We start from the raw sequence: 15,410 nt of genomic DNA, 5'->3' as shown, positions 1-15,410 counted from the left end.
GATCCGCGCCGCCGCCCGCGAAACGGCCGCGCGGGCGATCTTCGGCGGGCGCGTACGCCGCTGTGATGACGCCGCTATGAAGGCCGCAGCCGCTGCTCGATCTCGTCCAGCGCCGCTCTCCAGTGCGCGAGCGCCCGCTCGCGCTCCTCGGCGTCGGCGAGCCGCTCGTGGTGGAAGGAGATCGTCGTGCCGGTCTTCGCCGGGATCGCGCGCAGCTGGACCGTGCTCTCGCCAGCCCAGCCGGGCGCCTCCCACGTCATCCGCAGGTGGCTGCCGGAGCGCGCGCGAACCTCGCCCCGCGTGCCGTCGGGCAGCTCGTACGCGGCGCCCCTTTCCAGCGCGGTCGCGGCGCCGAGCCACAGCGCCTGCCCCTCCGCCGAGGTCAGCAGCGTCCACGCGGCGTCCGGGTCGACGCGCACCGTGCGGCGCACGCCGGCCTGCCACCCGGCGTCTTTGGTCAACCCGATTGGAGTCATGACGAAGTCCTACCCGATCCCGCAGACCGTCTGCACGCCGCCATGCGCACCGGCCGCGCGACGCGGCGTGCCGCCGCGCCGAGTCGGCTCGGCGATTCGCACCCCAGTTATCAGAGCATTAGACTCCCGGCAGAAGCCGCCCGCGGCCGCTGCCAACGGGGGAAGGGGGCTCACAAGGCGCGTCGGCACGCTTCCACTGGCTCAGACCATGCAAGGAGGAACCATGTCTCTCCTGAGATTCGCGCGCCTGGCAGCGATCGGCATCATCGCCTCTGTCGCCCTCGCCAGCGCGGTCAGCACCGCCAGCGCGACAAGACTGTCGTTCGAAAGAGCGACCCTAACGTCGTCGACGGGGACCGTGACCGTCTCCGTGAGCGGCATCACGTTCAGATGCAACGTCACGCTCGGCACGAGACAGACCACGTCGATAGCCAAGGTCGCCGGCACGCCGATCGAGACGCTCCTACTATCGGGCGCCGGCAGCAGCGTGAGAAGCTGCAACCCGCCGACCGTCACGGCCGAGATCCTACCCGGCGCCGTCTTCACCTATCTCGGCTTCACGGGGCCGCTACCCAACATATTGCAGATAAGAGCGCAAGCAATCAACGCGGGCCTCCTAGTCACCATAAACGGGACCGTCAGATGCCTATACAGAGGGACGATCTTCGCCACGTACAACCGCAACACGATGACCCTAGAGATCGACTCGATATCGTTCGCGTTCTCCGGTCTCCTCGACACTCCTCTAAATGGCTCCGTCTGTCCTGGACTGTCGGCGCACGGAGGTGTTCTCATACCGAACCCCAAACCGAGAGTCCGCCTAATATAGGCGCGATCGTTAATTGACCGCACGCGGATCGGACGTTCGGTCCGCGTGCATGTTAACCCCGCCGCGATCTGCATCCACCGTGCGGCGGAGATACACCCTCGCATGCATGTCGAATGACACGCCCTCCTGCCATGGTCAGAGCATGGAGTGGATCAGACGACATGCCCTCCTCCTCGCCGCCGCGCTGACGCTGCTGCTCGCCGGCCTCAGACTGGCGCCGGCCGACCGCGTGCCCGGGATCGGCTGGATGCTGATCGTGTGGGCGCTCGCGCTGCTGGCCGCGGGCGCTATGGCTCCACGAGGCCGCAACGGATCGCGTAGCGAGTGAGGTCGACGCGGTCGCGCATCCCGAGCTTCTCGAGGATGTTCGCGCGGTGGCGGTCGACGGTCTTCTCGCTGATCACCAGCAGCTCGGCGATCTCGCGGCTGGTGTTGCCCTCCGCGACGAGCTTGACGATCTCCGACTCGCGCGGCGTGAGCGGGTTGTCGGGCACCTCCTCGCCGTCGCGCGCGCGGCGCAGCCAGTCGCGCATCAGCGCGCTGACCGCGGCCGGGTAGAGGAACGGCTCGCCGCGCATCACCGCGCGGCAGGCCTCGACGAGGTCTCTGTCGACGACCGACTTCAGCACGTAGCCGGATGCGCCCGCGCGCAGCGCCTCGAACAGGTAGCGCTCGTTGTCGTGCATCGAGAGGATCAGGATCCGCAGCTCCGGGCGGCGGCGCGACAGCTCGCGCGCGGCCTGGATGCCGGTCAGCCGCGGCATCGTCACGTCGAGCACGGCGAGGTCGACGTCGGCGCGCGTGCCCAGCTCGACCGCCTGCAGCCCGTCGCCGGCCTCGGCGACGACGGCGAGGTCGTGCTCGGCCTCCAGCACCAGCCTCAGGCCGTGGCGCACGACGGCGTGGTCGTCGGCGAGCAGGATCCGCGTCGCGCTCATGCCGCCGTCACCGCCGCGCGCGGGAGGGTGAGCCGGACTTCGGTGCCGCCGGCGGCCGGCGTGCTGAGCGCGCAGTGGCCGCCGAGCAGCAGCGCCCGCTCGTGCATCCCCTGGATGCCGGCGCCGGGGACGCTGTCGCCGACGCCGCGGCCGTCGTCGCGCGCCAGCAGCGTCAGCGCGTCGTCGTCGCCGAGCGCCAGCGTCAGCTCGACCGTCTCCGCGCCGGCGTGGCGCAGCGTGTTCGTCAGCGCCTCCTGCGCGACGCGGAAGATCACCAGCTCGGCCTGCGGCGACAGCTCCGGCAGCCCCGGCGCGACCGTCAGCCCCACCGCGACGCCGCTCTGCTCGCCGAGGCGGTCGCAGAGCGCGGCGAGCGCGTCGTGCAGGCCGAGGTCGTCGAGCGCCTCCGGCCGCAGCCGGATCGCGACGTCGCGCACCTCGCCCATCAGCGCCCGCGTCGCCTCGCGCGCGCTCGCCAGCTCCGCCCGCAGCGGCGGCGGCGCGTCCTTCGCGACGCGGTCGATCTGCAGCATCAGCGCGGTCAGGCTCTGGCCGATCCCGTCGTGCAGCTCGCGCGCGACGCGCAGCCGCTCGGCCTCCTGCGCCGTCAGCGAGCGCTCGACGCTGCTGCGGCGCTCCTCCTCCAGCCGCGCGAGCATGCGGTTGAAGGCGGCGGTCAGCCCGCGGATCTCGGCCGGCGACTCCTCCGTCGAGAGGCGCCGCCCGGGGTGCAGCGGCTCGACCTCCTCCATCAGCCCCGACAGCCGCCGCAGCGGCGCCAGCGCCCGCCGCAGCAGCACGAAGTCGACGGCCGAGACGGCGGCCAGCACCGCCAGCAGCACGACCGCCTCCAGCCGCGCGATCTCGGCGCTGACGGTCGCGGGCGTGAGCGCCAGCACGAGCCCGGCGAGCACGAAGACGGCGACGTTGAGGACGAAGATCCGCTGCAGCAGCGACACGCCTCCAGTGTGGCGCAGATCGGCCGGGCCGCGAGCGATCTGCATGCTCTCCCCCACGCCATCTGCATGGACGCCCCCATGTCCCGGCGATCGGCCCCGGCATACCGTTTCGAAGGGCGATGATCGTCCCCGTCGGCATCTTCCTCAGTGCGCTGGCGTTGATCGTCGCCGAGCGCTTCGACCGCACGAAGATCGCCCTCGTCGGCGCGGCGTTGCTGCTGCTGTCGCAGACGATCGACCAGGAGCAGGCGCTCGAGGCGATCCACTTCGACACGCTCGGACTGCTCGCGGGGATGATGATCGTCGTCCGGCTGACGGAGGCGACGGGGATCTACACCTACATCGCGATCCGCGCCGGCCAGCTCTCGCGCGGGCGGCCGTTCCTGCTCGTGATAGCGCTCGCGATCCCGACGGCGGTGCTGTCGGCCTTCCTCGACAACCTCACGACGATCCTGCTGATGGTGCCGATCACGTTCCTGCTCGCGGACGCCTTCGACATCGACCCGATCCCGCTGATCCTGATCGAGGTGATGGCCTGCAACATCGGCGGCACCGCGACGCTGATCGGCGACCCGCCGAACATCATGATCGCGAGCGCGACCGGCCTCTCGTTCATGGACTTCATCGTCAACGTCGCGCCGATCGCCTACCTGACGATGTTCGCCGTCGTCGGCTTCCTCTACCTCGCGTTCAGGAAGCGGCTGCGGATCGCGCCTGAGGCGCGCGACAAGGTGATGGAGCTGAACGCGGCGCGCTCGATCGAGGACGCCGCGGAGCTGAAGCGGCTGGCGCCGGTGCTGCTGCTGACGGTGCTCGCATTCTTCGTCCACAAGCCGCTGGGGCTGGAGCCGGCGACCGTCGCGCTGTGCGGTGCGACCGCGATGCTCGCGCTGACGCGGCAGTCGCTGCAGTCGACGCTCGGCGGGATCGAGTGGCCGACGCTGTTCTTCTTCGTCGGCCTGTTCGTGATGGTCGGCGCGCTCGAGCACGCCGGCGCGATCGACGAGCTGACGCAGGCGATCGTGAACCTGACCGACGGAGACCGCACCGCCGAGCTGATGGCGATCATCTGGTCCTCGTCGATCGTCGGCGGGATCGTCGACAACATCCCGCTGACGGCGACGATGATCCCCGTCGTCGACTCGCTCGCCGGTGAGTCGGGCGACAAGGCCTACTGGTGGGCGCTGTCGCTCGGCGCCTGCTTCGGCGGCAACCTGACGATCATCTCGGCGGCCGCGAACGTCGCCGCCGCGGGCATGGCCTCGCGCGCCGGCCAGCCGATCGGCTTCGTGCAGTTCCTCCGCGTCGGCATCCCGGTGACGCTCTTCTCGACCGCCTGCGCGACCGTCTACGTCCTGCTGCGGTACACCTGATGGGGATCCTGAGCCACGTCCCGGTGCTGCGCGCCGACCGCCCGCTGCGCGAGGCGGTCGAGGCGCTGCGGCAGGTCGACGTGCCGGCGCTGCCGGTCGCCGACGGCCGCGGCAGCTTCTGCGGCATCTTCGGCGAGCGCGAGTTCATCGAGGCGATCTTCCCCGGCTACATCAAGGAGCTGAGATACGCCGGCTTCCTGCCGCGCTCGCTCGACGTCGCGATCGAGCGCCGCTCCGGCTGCCTCGACGAGCCGGTGCTCCGCTTCACCAACCGCGAGCCGATCGCCGTCACCGAGGGCTTCTCCGACGCCGAGCTGGCCGAGACCTTCCTTCACCACCGCGTCCTGATCGTGCCGGTGCTCGACGCCGAGCGGCGCGTGATGGGCGTCGTCACCCGCCGCACCTTCTTCGAGATCGTCTCGGATCGGTTGCCGTAGGGACGGACTAGGAGAGCGTCGCCTCGGCGCCGGGCGCGGCGTCGATCTCGACGGCCTGGGCGGCGCCGGCGACGACCGCCGCGACGCGCAGCGCGTCGAAGACCTGCTCGCGCGAGAGGCCGGCCTCGCGCACGACCGCCTCGTGCGCCTCCATGCAGGCGCCGCAGCCGTTGATCGAGGAGACCGCCAGCGACCACAGCTCGAAGTCGACCTTCTCGACGCCCGGCTTGCCGATGATCTGCATCCGCAGGCTCGCGCGCAGGTCGTCGTACGCGCCGTTCAGCAGATGCTTGGCGCGGTAGAAGACGTTGTTCATGCCCATGATCGAGGCGGCGCCGAGCGCAGCCTCGTAGGCCTCGTCGCTGAGGTGCTCCTGCGCCTCCTCGGCCAGCTCGCGCAGCGTCCGCTGCGAACGCGTCGCGGCGGCGCAGGCGAGCACGGTGCCCCACAGCTGCTGCTCGCTGAGCGAGGAGCTGGAGGTGACCGAGCCGAGGTTCAGCTTGAGGTCCTTCGCGTAGGGCGGCAGCGCCCCGCGCAGCGTCTCGAGCCCCATGCTCAGGCGGCCATCAGGGCGCTGGCGTCGATCGTCGCCTCGCCCTTCTTCCAGTTGCAGGCGCACAGCTCGTCGCTCTGGAGCGCGTCGAGGACGCGCAGGACCTCGTCGACGTTGCGACCGACAGAGCCGGCCGTGACCATCGCGAACTGGATCTCGTTGTTCGGGTCGATCAGGAAGGTCGCGCGGTCGGCGACGCCGTCGGCGTTGAGGATCCCCAGCTCGCTGACGAGCGTGCGCTTCAGGTCGGAGGCCATCGGGATCGGCAGGTCGAGCAGGTCCTCGTGGTCGCGACGCCAGGCGTAGTGGACGAACTCCGAGTCGGTCGAGACGCCGAGCACGTCGGTGTCGCGGTCGTCGAACTCCTCAGCGAGGCGGCCGAAGGCGGCGATCTCGGTCGGGCAGACGAAGGTGAAGTCCTTCGGCCAGAAGAAGACGACGCGCCAGCGGTCCTCGCCGGTCGCGGCGCTGCTGACGGTCGTGAAGTAGTCCTCGGGCTGCTTGGCGTCGACGCCGCTCAGGTCGCCGGGGATGACAGCCGTCAGCTCGTAGGTGGGGAACTGATCACCGATCGTCAGCATGCTTGCTCCAACTGGTCTAGAGAGGGTGGTTCGTGCCTGCGTGAGAGGCTCGCGCACGGCGGGTCGAGAAGGTATGTGGCGAACCACGGAAGACGAAATCGCCTTCCCCGTCGTAGGGTGATCGGAACGTCCGATCGCGCCGCCGCCGTTCCCCGTCGTTCCGGGCGTTCCGGGCCGACCCTGGCGCAGCTTCGCGCCTTCGTCGCGGTCTGTGAGATGCGTCACTTCGGTGCCGCCGCGAGACGGTTGGGACTCGGCCAGTCGACACTCTCGGAGGCGCTGGCGGCGCTCGAGGCGAGCGTCGGCGCGCGGCTGGTCGAACGCGGCGCGCGCCGCGTCATCGTGACGCCGGAGGGACGCCGCCTGCTGCCCCACGCCCAGGGCGCCGTCACCGCCGCCGACGCCTTCGAGCAGGCCGCGAGCGGGATCGGCGGACTGCTCGCGGGACCGCTGCGGATCGGCCTCATACCGACCGTCGCGCCGTACCTGCTGCCGGCCCTGCTGGCGCGCCTCGACAGAGATGCGCCGGAGCTGGAGCTGCACGTGCGCGAGGACCAGACCGAGACGCTGCTCGGCGCCCTGCGCGACGGCGCCGTCGACGCCGCCGTGCTGGCGCTGCCCGCCGGCGAGGAGGGGATCGGCGAGCTGCCGCTCTACGAGGAGGAGTTCGTCGTCGTCGTTCCCGCCGGCCACCCGTGGGCGGGCCGAGAGGACCTCGCGCCCGAGGCGGTCGGCAGCGCCGGCCTGCTGCTGCTGGAGCCGGGCCACTGCCTGCGCGACCAGACGCTCGCGCTCTGCCGGGGTGTGGGCGGGGCCGGCGGGGCGGGCGGCGCCGCCGCGCGGGCCGGCGTCGCCGCCGAGGAGCGCGCCGTCTCGCTGCCGACGATCGTGCAGCTCGTCGCCGGCGGACTCGGCATCACGGTCCTGCCGGCCTCCGCGCAGCGCGTCGAGACGCGCCGCACGAGGGTCGCGACGGCGCGCTTCGCCGGCCAGCCGCGCCCCGGCCGGCAGATCGGCCTCGCCTTCCGCACGAGCGCCGGCCGCGAGCAGGAGTGGGAGCAGCTCGCCGCGCTGATCCGCGCCGCCGTCAGACGCGCGCGCCTGCCGGTGCGCGCCACCCCGCCGACATGACCGCGGATCCGTGCACCCATGAGCTGCACAGATCCGCAGTCACCCGCGCGGCAGCCCGTCGAGCCAGTCGATCAGCAGGGCGTTGACCTCGTCCGGGCGCTCCTGCTGGACCCAGTGGCCGCAGCCGTCGAGCAGGTGCGAGCCGCGCAGGCCGGGAAGCGTCGTGGCGTGGGCGTCGATCGCGGCGGCCATCCAGCCGGTCGAGGCGTCGAGCGCGCCGCCGAGGAACAGCGACGGCTGCGCGATCGCCATGCCGTCCCAGGCGGCCAGGTCCTCCCAATCGCGGTCGACGTTGCGGTAGCGGTTGAGCGCGCCGGTCAGCCCGGTGCGCTCGAACTCCTGCGCGTACCCGTCGAGCTCCGCCTCGCTCAGCCAGGCCGGCAGCGTCGCGCCGTCGAAGCGGTCGCGCAGCGCTCTGCCGGGCGGCACGAAGAAGAGGCTCGCCTCGCCGGCCGGCGCCATCGTGTCGGCCGACAGCCCGGCGTAGAAGCCGGCCAGCCAGCCGCGCACGTCGGGCTCGATCTCGGCCTCGGCGCGGCCGGGCTGCTGGAAGTAGCTGACGTAGAACTCGTCCTCGCCGCCGACCGCGCCGAAGACGCTCGTCGGACGCGGGCCGCCGCGCGGCGAATAGGGCACGCTCAGCAGCCCGACGGCGCTGAACAGGTCGGGCCGCAGCAGCGCGCTGTTGGCCGCGATCGGCGAGCCCCAGTCGTGGCCGATCACGACCGCGGACTCGGCGCCGAGCGCGCGCACGACCGCGGCGTTGTCGGAGACGAGCGCCAGCATCCGGTAGGCGTCGACCGCCGCCGGCTTGCACGAGCGGCCGTAGCCGCGCACGTCGAGCGCGACCGCGCGGTAGCCGGCCGCGGCCAGCGCCGGCAGCTGACGGCGCCACGAGTACCACGACTCCGGGAAGCCGTGGACGAGCAGCACCAGCGGCCCCTCGCCCTGCTCGACGAGGTGGATGCGCCCGCCGGGGACATCCACGAGGCGGTGGCGCTGTTGTGCGGCGGGATCGTGTGCGGACGGCATGAAGGCTCCTTCGCTGACTAGGCTTCCAGTGTGCTCACGACGGCCGGCGCGACAAGGGTTCTTTGCCATGCCGGCAAACGCTGAGCGGCCGGCGCGCGTCGTCTCGGCGCAGGAGCGCCGGGCGCGGCTGGGCCGGCGCCAGCTGCTGGCGCCGGAGGCGCGGGCGGCGACCGTCGAGCAGGCGACCGAGCGGATCGTCTGCCTGCACGCGACCGACCCGGCGACCGTCTACCTGTCGGCGTGGGCGCGCGTCGAGGCGCTGCGGGTCACCGACCTCGAACGGGCGCTCTACGCCGACCGCTCGCTCGTCAAGCACATGGCGATGCGGCGGACGCTGTTCGTCTTCCCGCGCGCGACGATGCCCGACGCGCAGGCCGGCGCGAGCGCGCGCGTCGCCGACGTCGAGCGGCGGCGGCTGATCGCCGACGTCGAGAGAGCGGGACTGAAGCGCGACGGAGCACGCTGGCTGCGCGAGGGGTGCACGGCGGTGCTGGCGACGCTCGCCGACGGCCGCGAGCTGTCCTCGACCGAGCTGCGCGACGAGCTGCCGCTGCTGGAGGGATCGATCTCCTACGGCGAGGGCAAGAGCTGGGCCGGCAAGATGCCGATCGGGCCGCGCGTGCTGACCGTCCTCTCGGCCGAGGGGCTGATCGTGCGCGCATCCAACGTCGGCGGCTGGACCAGCTCGCGCCCGCGCTGGACCGCGATGGGCGCCTGGCTCGGCGAGGAGCTTGCGCCGCGCACGGCGCAGCAGGGCGTCGCCGGCCTGGTCGAGCGCTGGCTGCGCGCCTTCGGGCCGGGGACCGAGGCCGACCTGAAGTGGTGGCTGGGCGGCACGCTGAGAGCGGTCCGCGCGGCGTTGGTGGAGATCGGCGCGGTGCCGGTCGCGCTCGTCGGCGACGACTCCGCGGGCGACGGCACGGTGCGCGGCAGGGGCGCGGCGACCGGCTGGCTCATGCCCGACGACCTCGACCCGGTCGCGGCGCCGGCGCCGTGGGCGGCGCTGCTGCCGCCGCTGGACCCGACGACGATGGGCTGGACCGAGCGCGACTTCTACCTCGGCTCCTACAGACCCCAGCTGTTCGACAGCGCCGGCAACGCCGGCCCGACCGCCTGGTGGGAGGGCCGCATCGTCGGCGGCTGGCGCCAGCGCGAGGACGGCTCGGTCGAGCTGCAGCTGCTGGAGGACCCGGGCGACGACGGCCGCCGCGCGCTCGACGCCGAGGCCGCCCGCCTGACCGCCTGGTTGGAGGGCGTGCGCCTGCTGCCGCGCTTCCCCTCGCCGCTGTCGAAGGCGCTCGCGGAGCGGTAAGCGCGCGGGCGCCACCGCGCGGAGACGCGGCGCGCGCCCCGGCTCAGCGCCCCGGCGGCCAGCAGTAGCGTGGCGGCGTGAAGCCGTCCTCGGTGCCGCCGTCGCCGGTCACGACCTCGATCACGTCGGCGATCTTCTCGGCCGTCCGCAGCAGGCGGTGCTGCTGCTTGGGCACCGGCCGCCGCAGCCCGAGGCCGCTGCGCAGGCGGGCCTTCAGCTCGCGCTCGGCGTAGCTGTCGAAACGGTCGCGGCCGTCGGCGTAGGCGGGGCGGTCGCGGTAGGCGATCACGACGTGGTGACCGCCGGCCATCCGCTTGCGCGCCTTGCCGTCGGCGCACGGCAGGTCGGGGCCGCCGCCTGTGCGGCGCACGCCCCGCTTGGTGCTGGTGCGGCCCATCAGGTCGAAGGGGCGGTCGTGCGTGACCTGCGCGGCGTAGGCGTCGGCCGGGTCGACCCCGACGATCTCCAGGTACGCCCGCAACAGCTCCCGCGGCGTCAGCGGCAGGTACGGGAACGGCGAGGGCAGCGGCGGCCGCCGCTGGCGGACCGGCTGGATCGCGGCGGCGATCGCGTCCCACTGCAGCAGCTCGACGACGACGCCCTCCGGCGGCCCCTCCGGCAGCCACCACGGCGGCGGGCCGGCGGCGGCGAGCAGGTCGGGAGCCGCACCAGACGACGCCGCGCCGCCCGCCCCCACGAGCACGTGCAGCCCGCTCACCCGCATCACGATCCGCGGCTCGCCGTCGCCGTCGTCGCCGTCGCGACGGTCGATCGCGAGGTCGCGCACGATCCCGAGCGTCCGCTCCGGGCCGCTGCCGGCGCGCGCGAGCAGGTCGAGCGCGAGATCCTCGTCGAGCGGCGCCCGCTCGCCGGGTGCGCGCACGACCAGCCGCTCGGACGGATCGAGCGAGCAGAGCGCCGGCGCAGCGGCCGGCGGCAGCGGCGCGGTCGCGGCGTGGACGAGGTCCCACTCGGCGATGCCGGCGCCTCCGATGCGGGCGGGGCTGATCGCGTCGGGCACGCGCGAGATGCCGTAGACGAGGTCGGGGCGGCCGGCCAGCCCGGTCGCGGCGAGGTGATCGGACAGCTCGCGCAGGCGGCCGCGGCCGTCGCCGGTCGCGACGCGGCTGATCCGCACCGGCCGCCGCTCCGGTGCGAGGTATTGCGCGCGCGCCGCGTCGCGCACGGCGCGCTCCTCCAGCATCCGCTGCTCCCATGCCGCCGGGTCCTCGATCGGCTCCGGCACCCGCGGCGGCTTGGAGATGCCGCGCATCGCCTCGCCGGCCGGCCCCAGCAGCACGGCGCCGACCAGCCGCGGGTCCTCCAGCTCGTCCTCGCGCGCGCCGGCCGCGACCGCGGCGGCGCGCGCCTCCCACTGCTCGTAGCGCTCGCGCTCGGCGGGCGTCAGCTTGTCGAGGTCGCTCGCGTCGAGCCGGGCAGCGGCCGACTCCGCCAGCGACAGCGCCCCGTCGAGCAGTCTGCGGAGGCGACTCACGGACTCAGTCCGCCCTGCGCGCCGCAGGGTCGCCGAGGTCCTCGCGCAGCTCGGGATCGCGCTCTATCCCGCGGATCACGATCGAGAGGGCGGTGCCGAGCAGCTCCGGCGAGACGTTGTCTCTGTCGACGACGCGCAGCAGGCCGAGGCCGAGGCTGAGCGCGACCGAGACGTTGGCCATGTTGTGCCCGACGCCCGGCGTCTTCTCGATCCCGGCGTCGTCGGCGCTCTTGGCGACGAAGCCGGCGAACATCTGCCGCAGCGCGTCGACGCCGGGCGCGAAGCGAGCGCGCAGCGCCTCGTCGCGCGTGGCGGCGAGCCAGAACTCGACCAGCAGGCGGAAGGCGTCGGCGCTCTCGTCCAGCTCGGCCATGAAGCGGTCCGAGCCGACGAACGGCCGCTTCCAGGTCGTCTCGTCGCGGTCGAAGAGGCCGACCTGCTCGCTCACCTTGGCGGCGACGTACTCGTCCATCAGCGCGACCAGCAGGTTGTCCTTGGAGCCGAAGTGGCCGTAGACGGCGCCCTTCGTCAGACCCGCCTCCTCGGCGACGTCGTCAAGCGTCGCGCCGGCGAAGCCGCGCGCCGCGTAGACGCGCGCCGCCGCCTCCAGCAGCCGCGTTCGCGTCGCGGCCTTGCGCGCGCTTCGGTCGAACTCCCCACGGGGCATCACTACACCAGAATCCTTGACAGATACTCGTGAGTATATATACTCGCAATCACCAACGAACCGTATCGAGGAGGGACGACGAGATGGACGCCACCCTGCCTCCGGGCTCGCGTATGCCGGCAGCGCTCCAGACGATCGGCTGGTGGGTGCGGCCGCTTGCCTTCATGCGCCGCCAGCAGGAGCGCCTCGGAACGCCGTTCACGCTGCGCCTCGTCGGCCAGCCGACCTTCGTCGTGCTGACCGATCCCGCCGACGTCAGAACCCTGCTGACTGCGCCGCCCGACGTCCTCCATCCCGGCGAGGGCGCGCGCCTGCTGGAGCCGATCGTCGGCGCCAACTCGGTGATCCTGCTCGACGAAGCGGTCCACATGGAGCAGCGCAAGCTGATGCTGCCGGCCTTCCACGGCGACCGCATGCAGCGTCTCACCGGCCTGATGCAGGAGCTGACCGAGCGCGAGCTGGAGAGCTGGCCGGCCGGCGAGCCGGTCGAGCTGCATCCGCGCCTCCAGCGGCTGACGCTGGAGATCATCCTGCGCGCCGTCTTCGGCCTCGACGAGGGGCCGCGGCTCGACCTGCTGCGCGAGCGGCTGCCCGACATCCTCAGCTTCGGCGACAGCCCCGTCTCGCTGATGCCGCCGGCGCAGAGACTGCTCAGAGGCCGCGGCCGCTTCGGCCGCTTCGAGCGCGACAGAGCCGAGGTCGACCGCGAGCTGTTCGCGCTGATCGAGGAGCGCCGCCAGGAGGGCGGCGAGCGCGACGACGTGCTCGCGATGCTGCTCGCCGCGCGGCACAGCGACGGCTCGCCGATGTCCGACGAGGAGATCCGCGACGAGCTGGTGACCGCGCTCGTCGCCGGCCACGAGACGACCGCCTCCTCGCTCGGCTTCGCCTTCGAGCAGCTCGCGCGCTCGCCCGAGGTGCAGGAGCGGCTGTTGAGCGACGACGACGCCTACCTCGACGCGACGATCAACGAGGTGCTGCGGCGGCGGCCGGTGCTGCCGATCCCGGAGCCGCGCCTGGTCGTCAGAGAGATCGAGATCGGCGGCCACACCTACCCGCCGGGCGTCGTGCTGACGGCCGGCGCCTACCTCGTCCACCACGACCCCTCGATCTACCCCGACCCGTACGCCTTCCGGCCCGAGCGCTTCCTCGAGAGAAAGCCGGGGACGTACACGTTCCTGCCGTTCGGCGGCGGCCGCCGTCGCTGCCTCGGCGCGAGCTTCGCGCTGCTGGAGATGCGGCTGGTGCTGCGTGCCGCGTCGGAGCGCTTCACCGTCGCGGCGGCCGGGCCGAGAGCGCAGACGCGCCGCCGCATGATCACGATCACGCCCGGCGACGGCGCGCGGGTGGTGCTCAGCAGGCGGCCGGCGAGCGCGAGACGCACCGCCGCGCCCGACGCCGAGCGCGAGGCGGTCGCGAGCGCATAGGAGGCGGCGCGCCGTCGCCGCTCTGCGCGGGGCGGCGGCGCGGCCGCCTACAGCTCCGCGGCCAGCGCCTCGAGCAGCCGCTCGCGCAACGACGGCGCGAGCGCGTCGAGGCAGGCGACGCGCACGCTGCGCACGACGCGCGCGCCCGTCAGCGGGCGCGCGATCACGTCGTCGCGCAGCGGCGCGACCGCCATCCGCGGCAGCAGCGAGACGCCGAGGCCGGCGGCGACGAACCCCTGCGTCATCGAGAAGCTGTCGAGGCGGTGGCCGAAGCGCGGCTCGAAGCCCTCGCGGCGGCAGGCGCGCGCCAGCGCCGCGTGGCTGGGGTCCTCGTCGGCGCGCGCGGAGATCCAGCGCTCCTCGCGCAGGTCGGCGAGCCGTACCGTCTCCGCCGCGGCCGCGGCGTGACCGCGCGGCAGCAGCACGAGGTGGTCGTCGTCGAGCAGGTGGGTGACGGCGACGCCCTCCAGCGGCGGCAGCGGGTCGTCGGCGGAGTCGAACAGGAGCGCGGCGTGGACGTCGCGGCGGCGGAGCGCGTCGAGCAGCTGCGGGACCTCGGCCTCGACGATCTCGACCAGCACCCCGGCCGCGGCCAGCCGCGCGAGCGCCCGCGGCGCGACCTCCGACCCGGCGCTCGCGAAGGTGCCGAGCCGCAGCGTCGGGAGGCCGTGCTCGGCCTGGCGGCGCAGGTCGGCCTCCAGCAGCGCGAGCTGGTCGAGCAGCTCCGCCCCGCGCGCCGCCAGCAGCGCGCCCAGCTCGGTCGGCCGCGCGCCGCGCGCGCTGCGCTCGACGAGGCGCGCGCCGAGCCGCGCCTCCAGCCCGCTGAGGTGCTGCGAGGCGGTCGGCTGGCTGTAGTCGAGCCGGCGCGCGGCGGCCGCGACCGAGCCCTCCTCGGCGATCGCGACGAGCAGGCGCAGGTCGCGGGCCTCCAACGTTCGTCCCATTGGCCCAGCCTATAGGCAGAGGCTGGTTTTGCGCTTGGCATGCAGTCTTGCCGATGGCTAGGTTGCGCCGACGATGAACGAGCAGCTCCAAGCGCCCTACGCCGAGGCGCTCGCCGCCTACGGCCACCGCGCCCCCGCGCGCCTGCACGTGCCGGGCCATGGCGGCGGCAGCGGCGCCGACCCCGCGATCGTCGCCGCGCTCGGCCTGCCGGCGCTGGCGCTCGACGTGCCGCAGGACACCGCCGGGATCGACCTCGGCCCCAGCCCGACGCCGTTCGAGCGCGCCGAGGCGCTCGCCGCCGCCGCGTACGGCGCGGGGCGCACGTGGTTCCTGACCAACGGCGCGACGCAGGGCAACCACGCCGTCTGCCTCACGCTCGCGCCGGCCGGCAGCACGCTCGTCGTGCAGCGCACCTGTCACGGCAGCGTGATCGACGGGCTCGTGCTCAGCGGCGGCGCGCCGGTCTACCTCGCGCCCGGCCACGCCCCCGGTGTCGGGCTGGCGACCGTCGTCACCCCCGACGCGCTGCGAGCGGCGCTGCGCGAGCACCCGGACGCGCGCGCGGCGCTGATCGTCTCGCCGACCTACTTCGGGATGGTCGCCGACGTCGAGGGCTGCGCGGCGGTCGCGCGCGAGGCCGGCGTCACGTTGATCGTCGACAGCGCCTGGGGCGCGCACTTCGGCTTCCACCCCGCGCTGCCGCCGAGTGTCCTGCGGGCCGGCGCGGACGTCGCGCTGACCTCCACCCACAAGCACGCCGGCAGCCTCACGCAGAGCGCGATGCTGCACGTCGCGCCCGGCCGCGAGGAGCTGCGCGAGCGGCTGGGCCGCAGCATCCGGCTGCTGCGCTCGACCAGCCCCAGCTCGCTGCTGCTGGCCTCGCTCGACGGCGCCCGCCGCCAGCTCGCCGTCCACGGCGCGCGCGTGCTCGGCGACGCGCTTGCTGCCGCCGAGCGGCTGCGCGATCGGCTGGAGCAGATCGACGGCTGCGCCGTGCTCGACCGCGCCTGGGACGGCCCGCCCGTCGCCGCCTGGGATCCGCTGCGCGTCGTCGTCGACGTGCGCGGCAGCGGGATCGCCGCGACGACGGTGGCCGCGCGCATGCGAGACCTGCACGACGTGCAGCCGGAGCTGAGCACGCACACCGCGATCGTCTTCGTGATCCCGCTCGGCGCGCCGCTCGCGCTCGCCGACCACGCCGCCGCCGCGCTGCGCGACGCGATCGCCCGCGGCGGCGACGACGCCGCGCCGATCC

17 protein-coding genes are annotated in these 15,410 nt (G+C 73.6%); 8 read left to right on the top strand and 9 right to left on the bottom strand.

The genetic code is table 11. The annotated features are described in order from the left end of the window. Positions 1 to 74: 74 nt before the first annotated feature. Complete coding sequence (locus R7226_RS21755; RefSeq protein WP_318599421.1) at positions 75 to 476, bottom strand: SRPBCC domain-containing protein; 402 nt, start codon at positions 474 to 476, stop codon at positions 75 to 77. A 223-nt stretch (positions 477 to 699) separates the two neighbouring features. On the opposite strand from R7226_RS21755, the gene R7226_RS21750 reads away from it, so the two are divergent. Together R7226_RS21750 and R7226_RS21745 are read left to right on the top strand one after the other, a co-directional pair. Then, positions 700 to 1,305, top strand: a complete 606-nt coding sequence (locus tag R7226_RS21750) for a hypothetical protein (RefSeq protein ID WP_318599420.1) — start codon at positions 700 to 702, stop codon at positions 1,303 to 1,305. A 106-nt stretch (positions 1,306 to 1,411) separates the two neighbouring features. Continuing rightward, a complete protein-coding gene (locus R7226_RS21745) occupies positions 1,412 to 1,633 on the top strand; it encodes a hypothetical protein (protein WP_318599419.1) in 222 nt (73 codons plus the stop codon). Here the strand turns inward: R7226_RS21745 and R7226_RS21740 are convergent. Both R7226_RS21740 and R7226_RS21735 read right to left on the bottom strand, forming a co-directional pair. Next, on the bottom strand, positions 1,593 to 2,243 hold the full coding sequence (locus tag R7226_RS21740) for a response regulator transcription factor (protein ID WP_318599418.1): 651 nt from the start codon (positions 2,241 to 2,243) through the stop codon (positions 1,593 to 1,595). The genes R7226_RS21745 and R7226_RS21740 overlap by 41 nt on opposite strands. Further along, entirely contained in the window at positions 2,240 to 3,202 is a 963-nt protein-coding gene (locus tag R7226_RS21735; RefSeq protein ID WP_318599417.1) for a sensor histidine kinase, read from the bottom strand. The genes R7226_RS21740 and R7226_RS21735 overlap by 4 nt, the downstream gene beginning before the upstream one ends. Before the next feature lie 119 nt (positions 3,203 to 3,321). On the opposite strand from R7226_RS21735, the gene R7226_RS21730 reads away from it, so the two are divergent. Both R7226_RS21730 and R7226_RS21725 read left to right on the top strand, forming a co-directional pair. After that, complete coding sequence (locus tag R7226_RS21730) at positions 3,322 to 4,575, top strand: ArsB/NhaD family transporter (protein WP_318599416.1); 1,254 nt, start codon at positions 3,322 to 3,324, stop codon at positions 4,573 to 4,575. Continuing rightward, on the top strand, positions 4,575 to 5,012 hold the full coding sequence (locus R7226_RS21725; RefSeq protein ID WP_318599415.1) for a CBS domain-containing protein: 438 nt from the start codon (positions 4,575 to 4,577) through the stop codon (positions 5,010 to 5,012). The genes R7226_RS21730 and R7226_RS21725 overlap by 1 nt, the downstream gene beginning before the upstream one ends. 7 nt (positions 5,013 to 5,019) lie before the next feature. Here R7226_RS21725 and R7226_RS21720 read toward each other — a convergent pair whose 3' ends face one another. Together R7226_RS21720 and R7226_RS21715 are read right to left on the bottom strand one after the other, a co-directional pair. Then, positions 5,020 to 5,565 carry a carboxymuconolactone decarboxylase family protein gene (locus tag R7226_RS21720; RefSeq protein WP_318599414.1) on the bottom strand — a complete coding sequence of 182 codons (546 nt, stop codon included), beginning with the start codon at positions 5,563 to 5,565 and terminating at the stop codon, positions 5,020 to 5,022. Between the two features lie 2 nt (positions 5,566 to 5,567). Continuing rightward, the gene (locus R7226_RS21715; protein WP_318599413.1) at positions 5,568 to 6,146 is read right to left on the bottom strand and encodes a peroxiredoxin; all 579 of its coding nucleotides are present in this window, start codon (positions 6,144 to 6,146) and stop codon (positions 5,568 to 5,570) included. A gap of 120 nt (positions 6,147 to 6,266) precedes the next feature. On the opposite strand from R7226_RS21715, the gene R7226_RS21710 reads away from it, so the two are divergent. Further along, positions 6,267 to 7,277: a hydrogen peroxide-inducible genes activator gene (locus R7226_RS21710; RefSeq protein WP_404827888.1), complete on the top strand. Its 1,011-nt coding sequence runs from the start codon at positions 6,267 to 6,269 to the stop codon at positions 7,275 to 7,277. Positions 7,278 to 7,316: 39 nt separating this feature from the next. On the opposite strand, the gene R7226_RS21705 is transcribed toward R7226_RS21710, so the two are convergent. Next, a complete protein-coding gene (locus tag R7226_RS21705) occupies positions 7,317 to 8,309 on the bottom strand; it encodes an alpha/beta fold hydrolase (RefSeq protein WP_318599411.1) in 993 nt (330 codons plus the stop codon). A 67-nt stretch (positions 8,310 to 8,376) separates the two neighbouring features. Here R7226_RS21705 and R7226_RS21700 point away from each other — a divergent pair, with 67 nt between their 5' ends. After that, entirely contained in the window at positions 8,377 to 9,621 is a 1,245-nt protein-coding gene (locus tag R7226_RS21700) for a winged helix DNA-binding domain-containing protein (RefSeq protein ID WP_318599410.1), read from the top strand. A gap of 43 nt (positions 9,622 to 9,664) precedes the next feature. Here the strand turns inward: R7226_RS21700 and R7226_RS21695 are convergent, their stop codons facing one another. After that, positions 9,665 to 11,116, bottom strand: a complete 1,452-nt coding sequence (locus R7226_RS21695) for a hypothetical protein (protein WP_318599409.1) — start codon at positions 11,114 to 11,116, stop codon at positions 9,665 to 9,667. A 4-nt stretch (positions 11,117 to 11,120) separates the two neighbouring features. Continuing rightward, a complete protein-coding gene (locus tag R7226_RS21690) occupies positions 11,121 to 11,783 on the bottom strand; it encodes a TetR/AcrR family transcriptional regulator (RefSeq protein ID WP_318599408.1) in 663 nt (220 codons plus the stop codon). Positions 11,784 to 11,866: 83 nt separating this feature from the next. Here R7226_RS21690 and R7226_RS21685 point away from each other — a divergent pair, with 83 nt between their 5' ends. Further along, a complete protein-coding gene (locus R7226_RS21685; RefSeq protein WP_318599407.1) occupies positions 11,867 to 13,210 on the top strand; it encodes a cytochrome P450 in 1,344 nt (447 codons plus the stop codon). A 47-nt stretch (positions 13,211 to 13,257) separates the two neighbouring features. Here R7226_RS21685 and R7226_RS21680 read toward each other — a convergent pair whose 3' ends face one another. Further along, entirely contained in the window at positions 13,258 to 14,154 is an 897-nt protein-coding gene (locus R7226_RS21680; RefSeq protein ID WP_318599406.1) for a LysR family transcriptional regulator, read from the bottom strand. A gap of 73 nt (positions 14,155 to 14,227) precedes the next feature. Here R7226_RS21680 and R7226_RS21675 point away from each other — a divergent pair. Further along, positions 14,228 to 15,410, top strand: a 1,183-nt coding sequence (locus R7226_RS21675; RefSeq protein WP_318599405.1) for an aminotransferase class I/II-fold pyridoxal phosphate-dependent enzyme, incomplete at its 3' end; no start/stop codon positions are given.

The sequence above is a fragment of the Conexibacter stalactiti genome (assembly GCF_033542075.1).
Classification (GTDB): domain Bacteria; phylum Actinomycetota; class Thermoleophilia; order Solirubrobacterales; family Solirubrobacteraceae; genus Conexibacter; species Conexibacter stalactiti.
This window is presented reverse-complemented; position numbering and strand designations above follow the sequence as displayed.

Excerpts from the sequence above, each read along its gene's own strand:
- R7226_RS21715 (WP_318599413.1), bottom strand. The coding sequence starts at position 6,146 with ATGCTGACGATCGGTGATCAGTTCCCCACCTACGAGCTGACGGCTGTC.
- R7226_RS21745 (WP_318599419.1), top strand. The coding sequence starts at position 1,412 with ATGTCGAATGACACGCCCTCCTGCCATGGTCAGAGCATGGAGTGGATC.
- R7226_RS21700 (WP_318599410.1), top strand. The coding sequence starts at position 8,377 with ATGCCGGCAAACGCTGAGCGGCCGGCGCGCGTCGTCTCGGCGCAGGAG.
- R7226_RS21685 (WP_318599407.1), top strand. The coding sequence starts at position 11,867 with ATGGACGCCACCCTGCCTCCGGGCTCGCGTATGCCGGCAGCGCTCCAG.
- R7226_RS21730 (WP_318599416.1), top strand. The coding sequence starts at position 3,322 with ATGATCGTCCCCGTCGGCATCTTCCTCAGTGCGCTGGCGTTGATCGTC.
- R7226_RS21720 (WP_318599414.1), bottom strand. The coding sequence starts at position 5,565 with ATGGGGCTCGAGACGCTGCGCGGGGCGCTGCCGCCCTACGCGAAGGAC.
- R7226_RS21740 (WP_318599418.1), bottom strand. The coding sequence starts at position 2,243 with ATGAGCGCGACGCGGATCCTGCTCGCCGACGACCACGCCGTCGTGCGC.
- R7226_RS21755 (WP_318599421.1), bottom strand. The coding sequence starts at position 476 with ATGACTCCAATCGGGTTGACCAAAGACGCCGGGTGGCAGGCCGGCGTG.
- R7226_RS21690 (WP_318599408.1), bottom strand. The coding sequence starts at position 11,783 with ATGCCCCGTGGGGAGTTCGACCGAAGCGCGCGCAAGGCCGCGACGCGA.
- R7226_RS21680 (WP_318599406.1), bottom strand. The coding sequence starts at position 14,154 with ATGGGACGAACGTTGGAGGCCCGCGACCTGCGCCTGCTCGTCGCGATC.
- R7226_RS21750 (WP_318599420.1), top strand. The coding sequence starts at position 700 with ATGTCTCTCCTGAGATTCGCGCGCCTGGCAGCGATCGGCATCATCGCC.
- R7226_RS21725 (WP_318599415.1), top strand. The coding sequence starts at position 4,575 with ATGGGGATCCTGAGCCACGTCCCGGTGCTGCGCGCCGACCGCCCGCTG.
- R7226_RS21705 (WP_318599411.1), bottom strand. The coding sequence starts at position 8,309 with ATGCCGTCCGCACACGATCCCGCCGCACAACAGCGCCACCGCCTCGTG.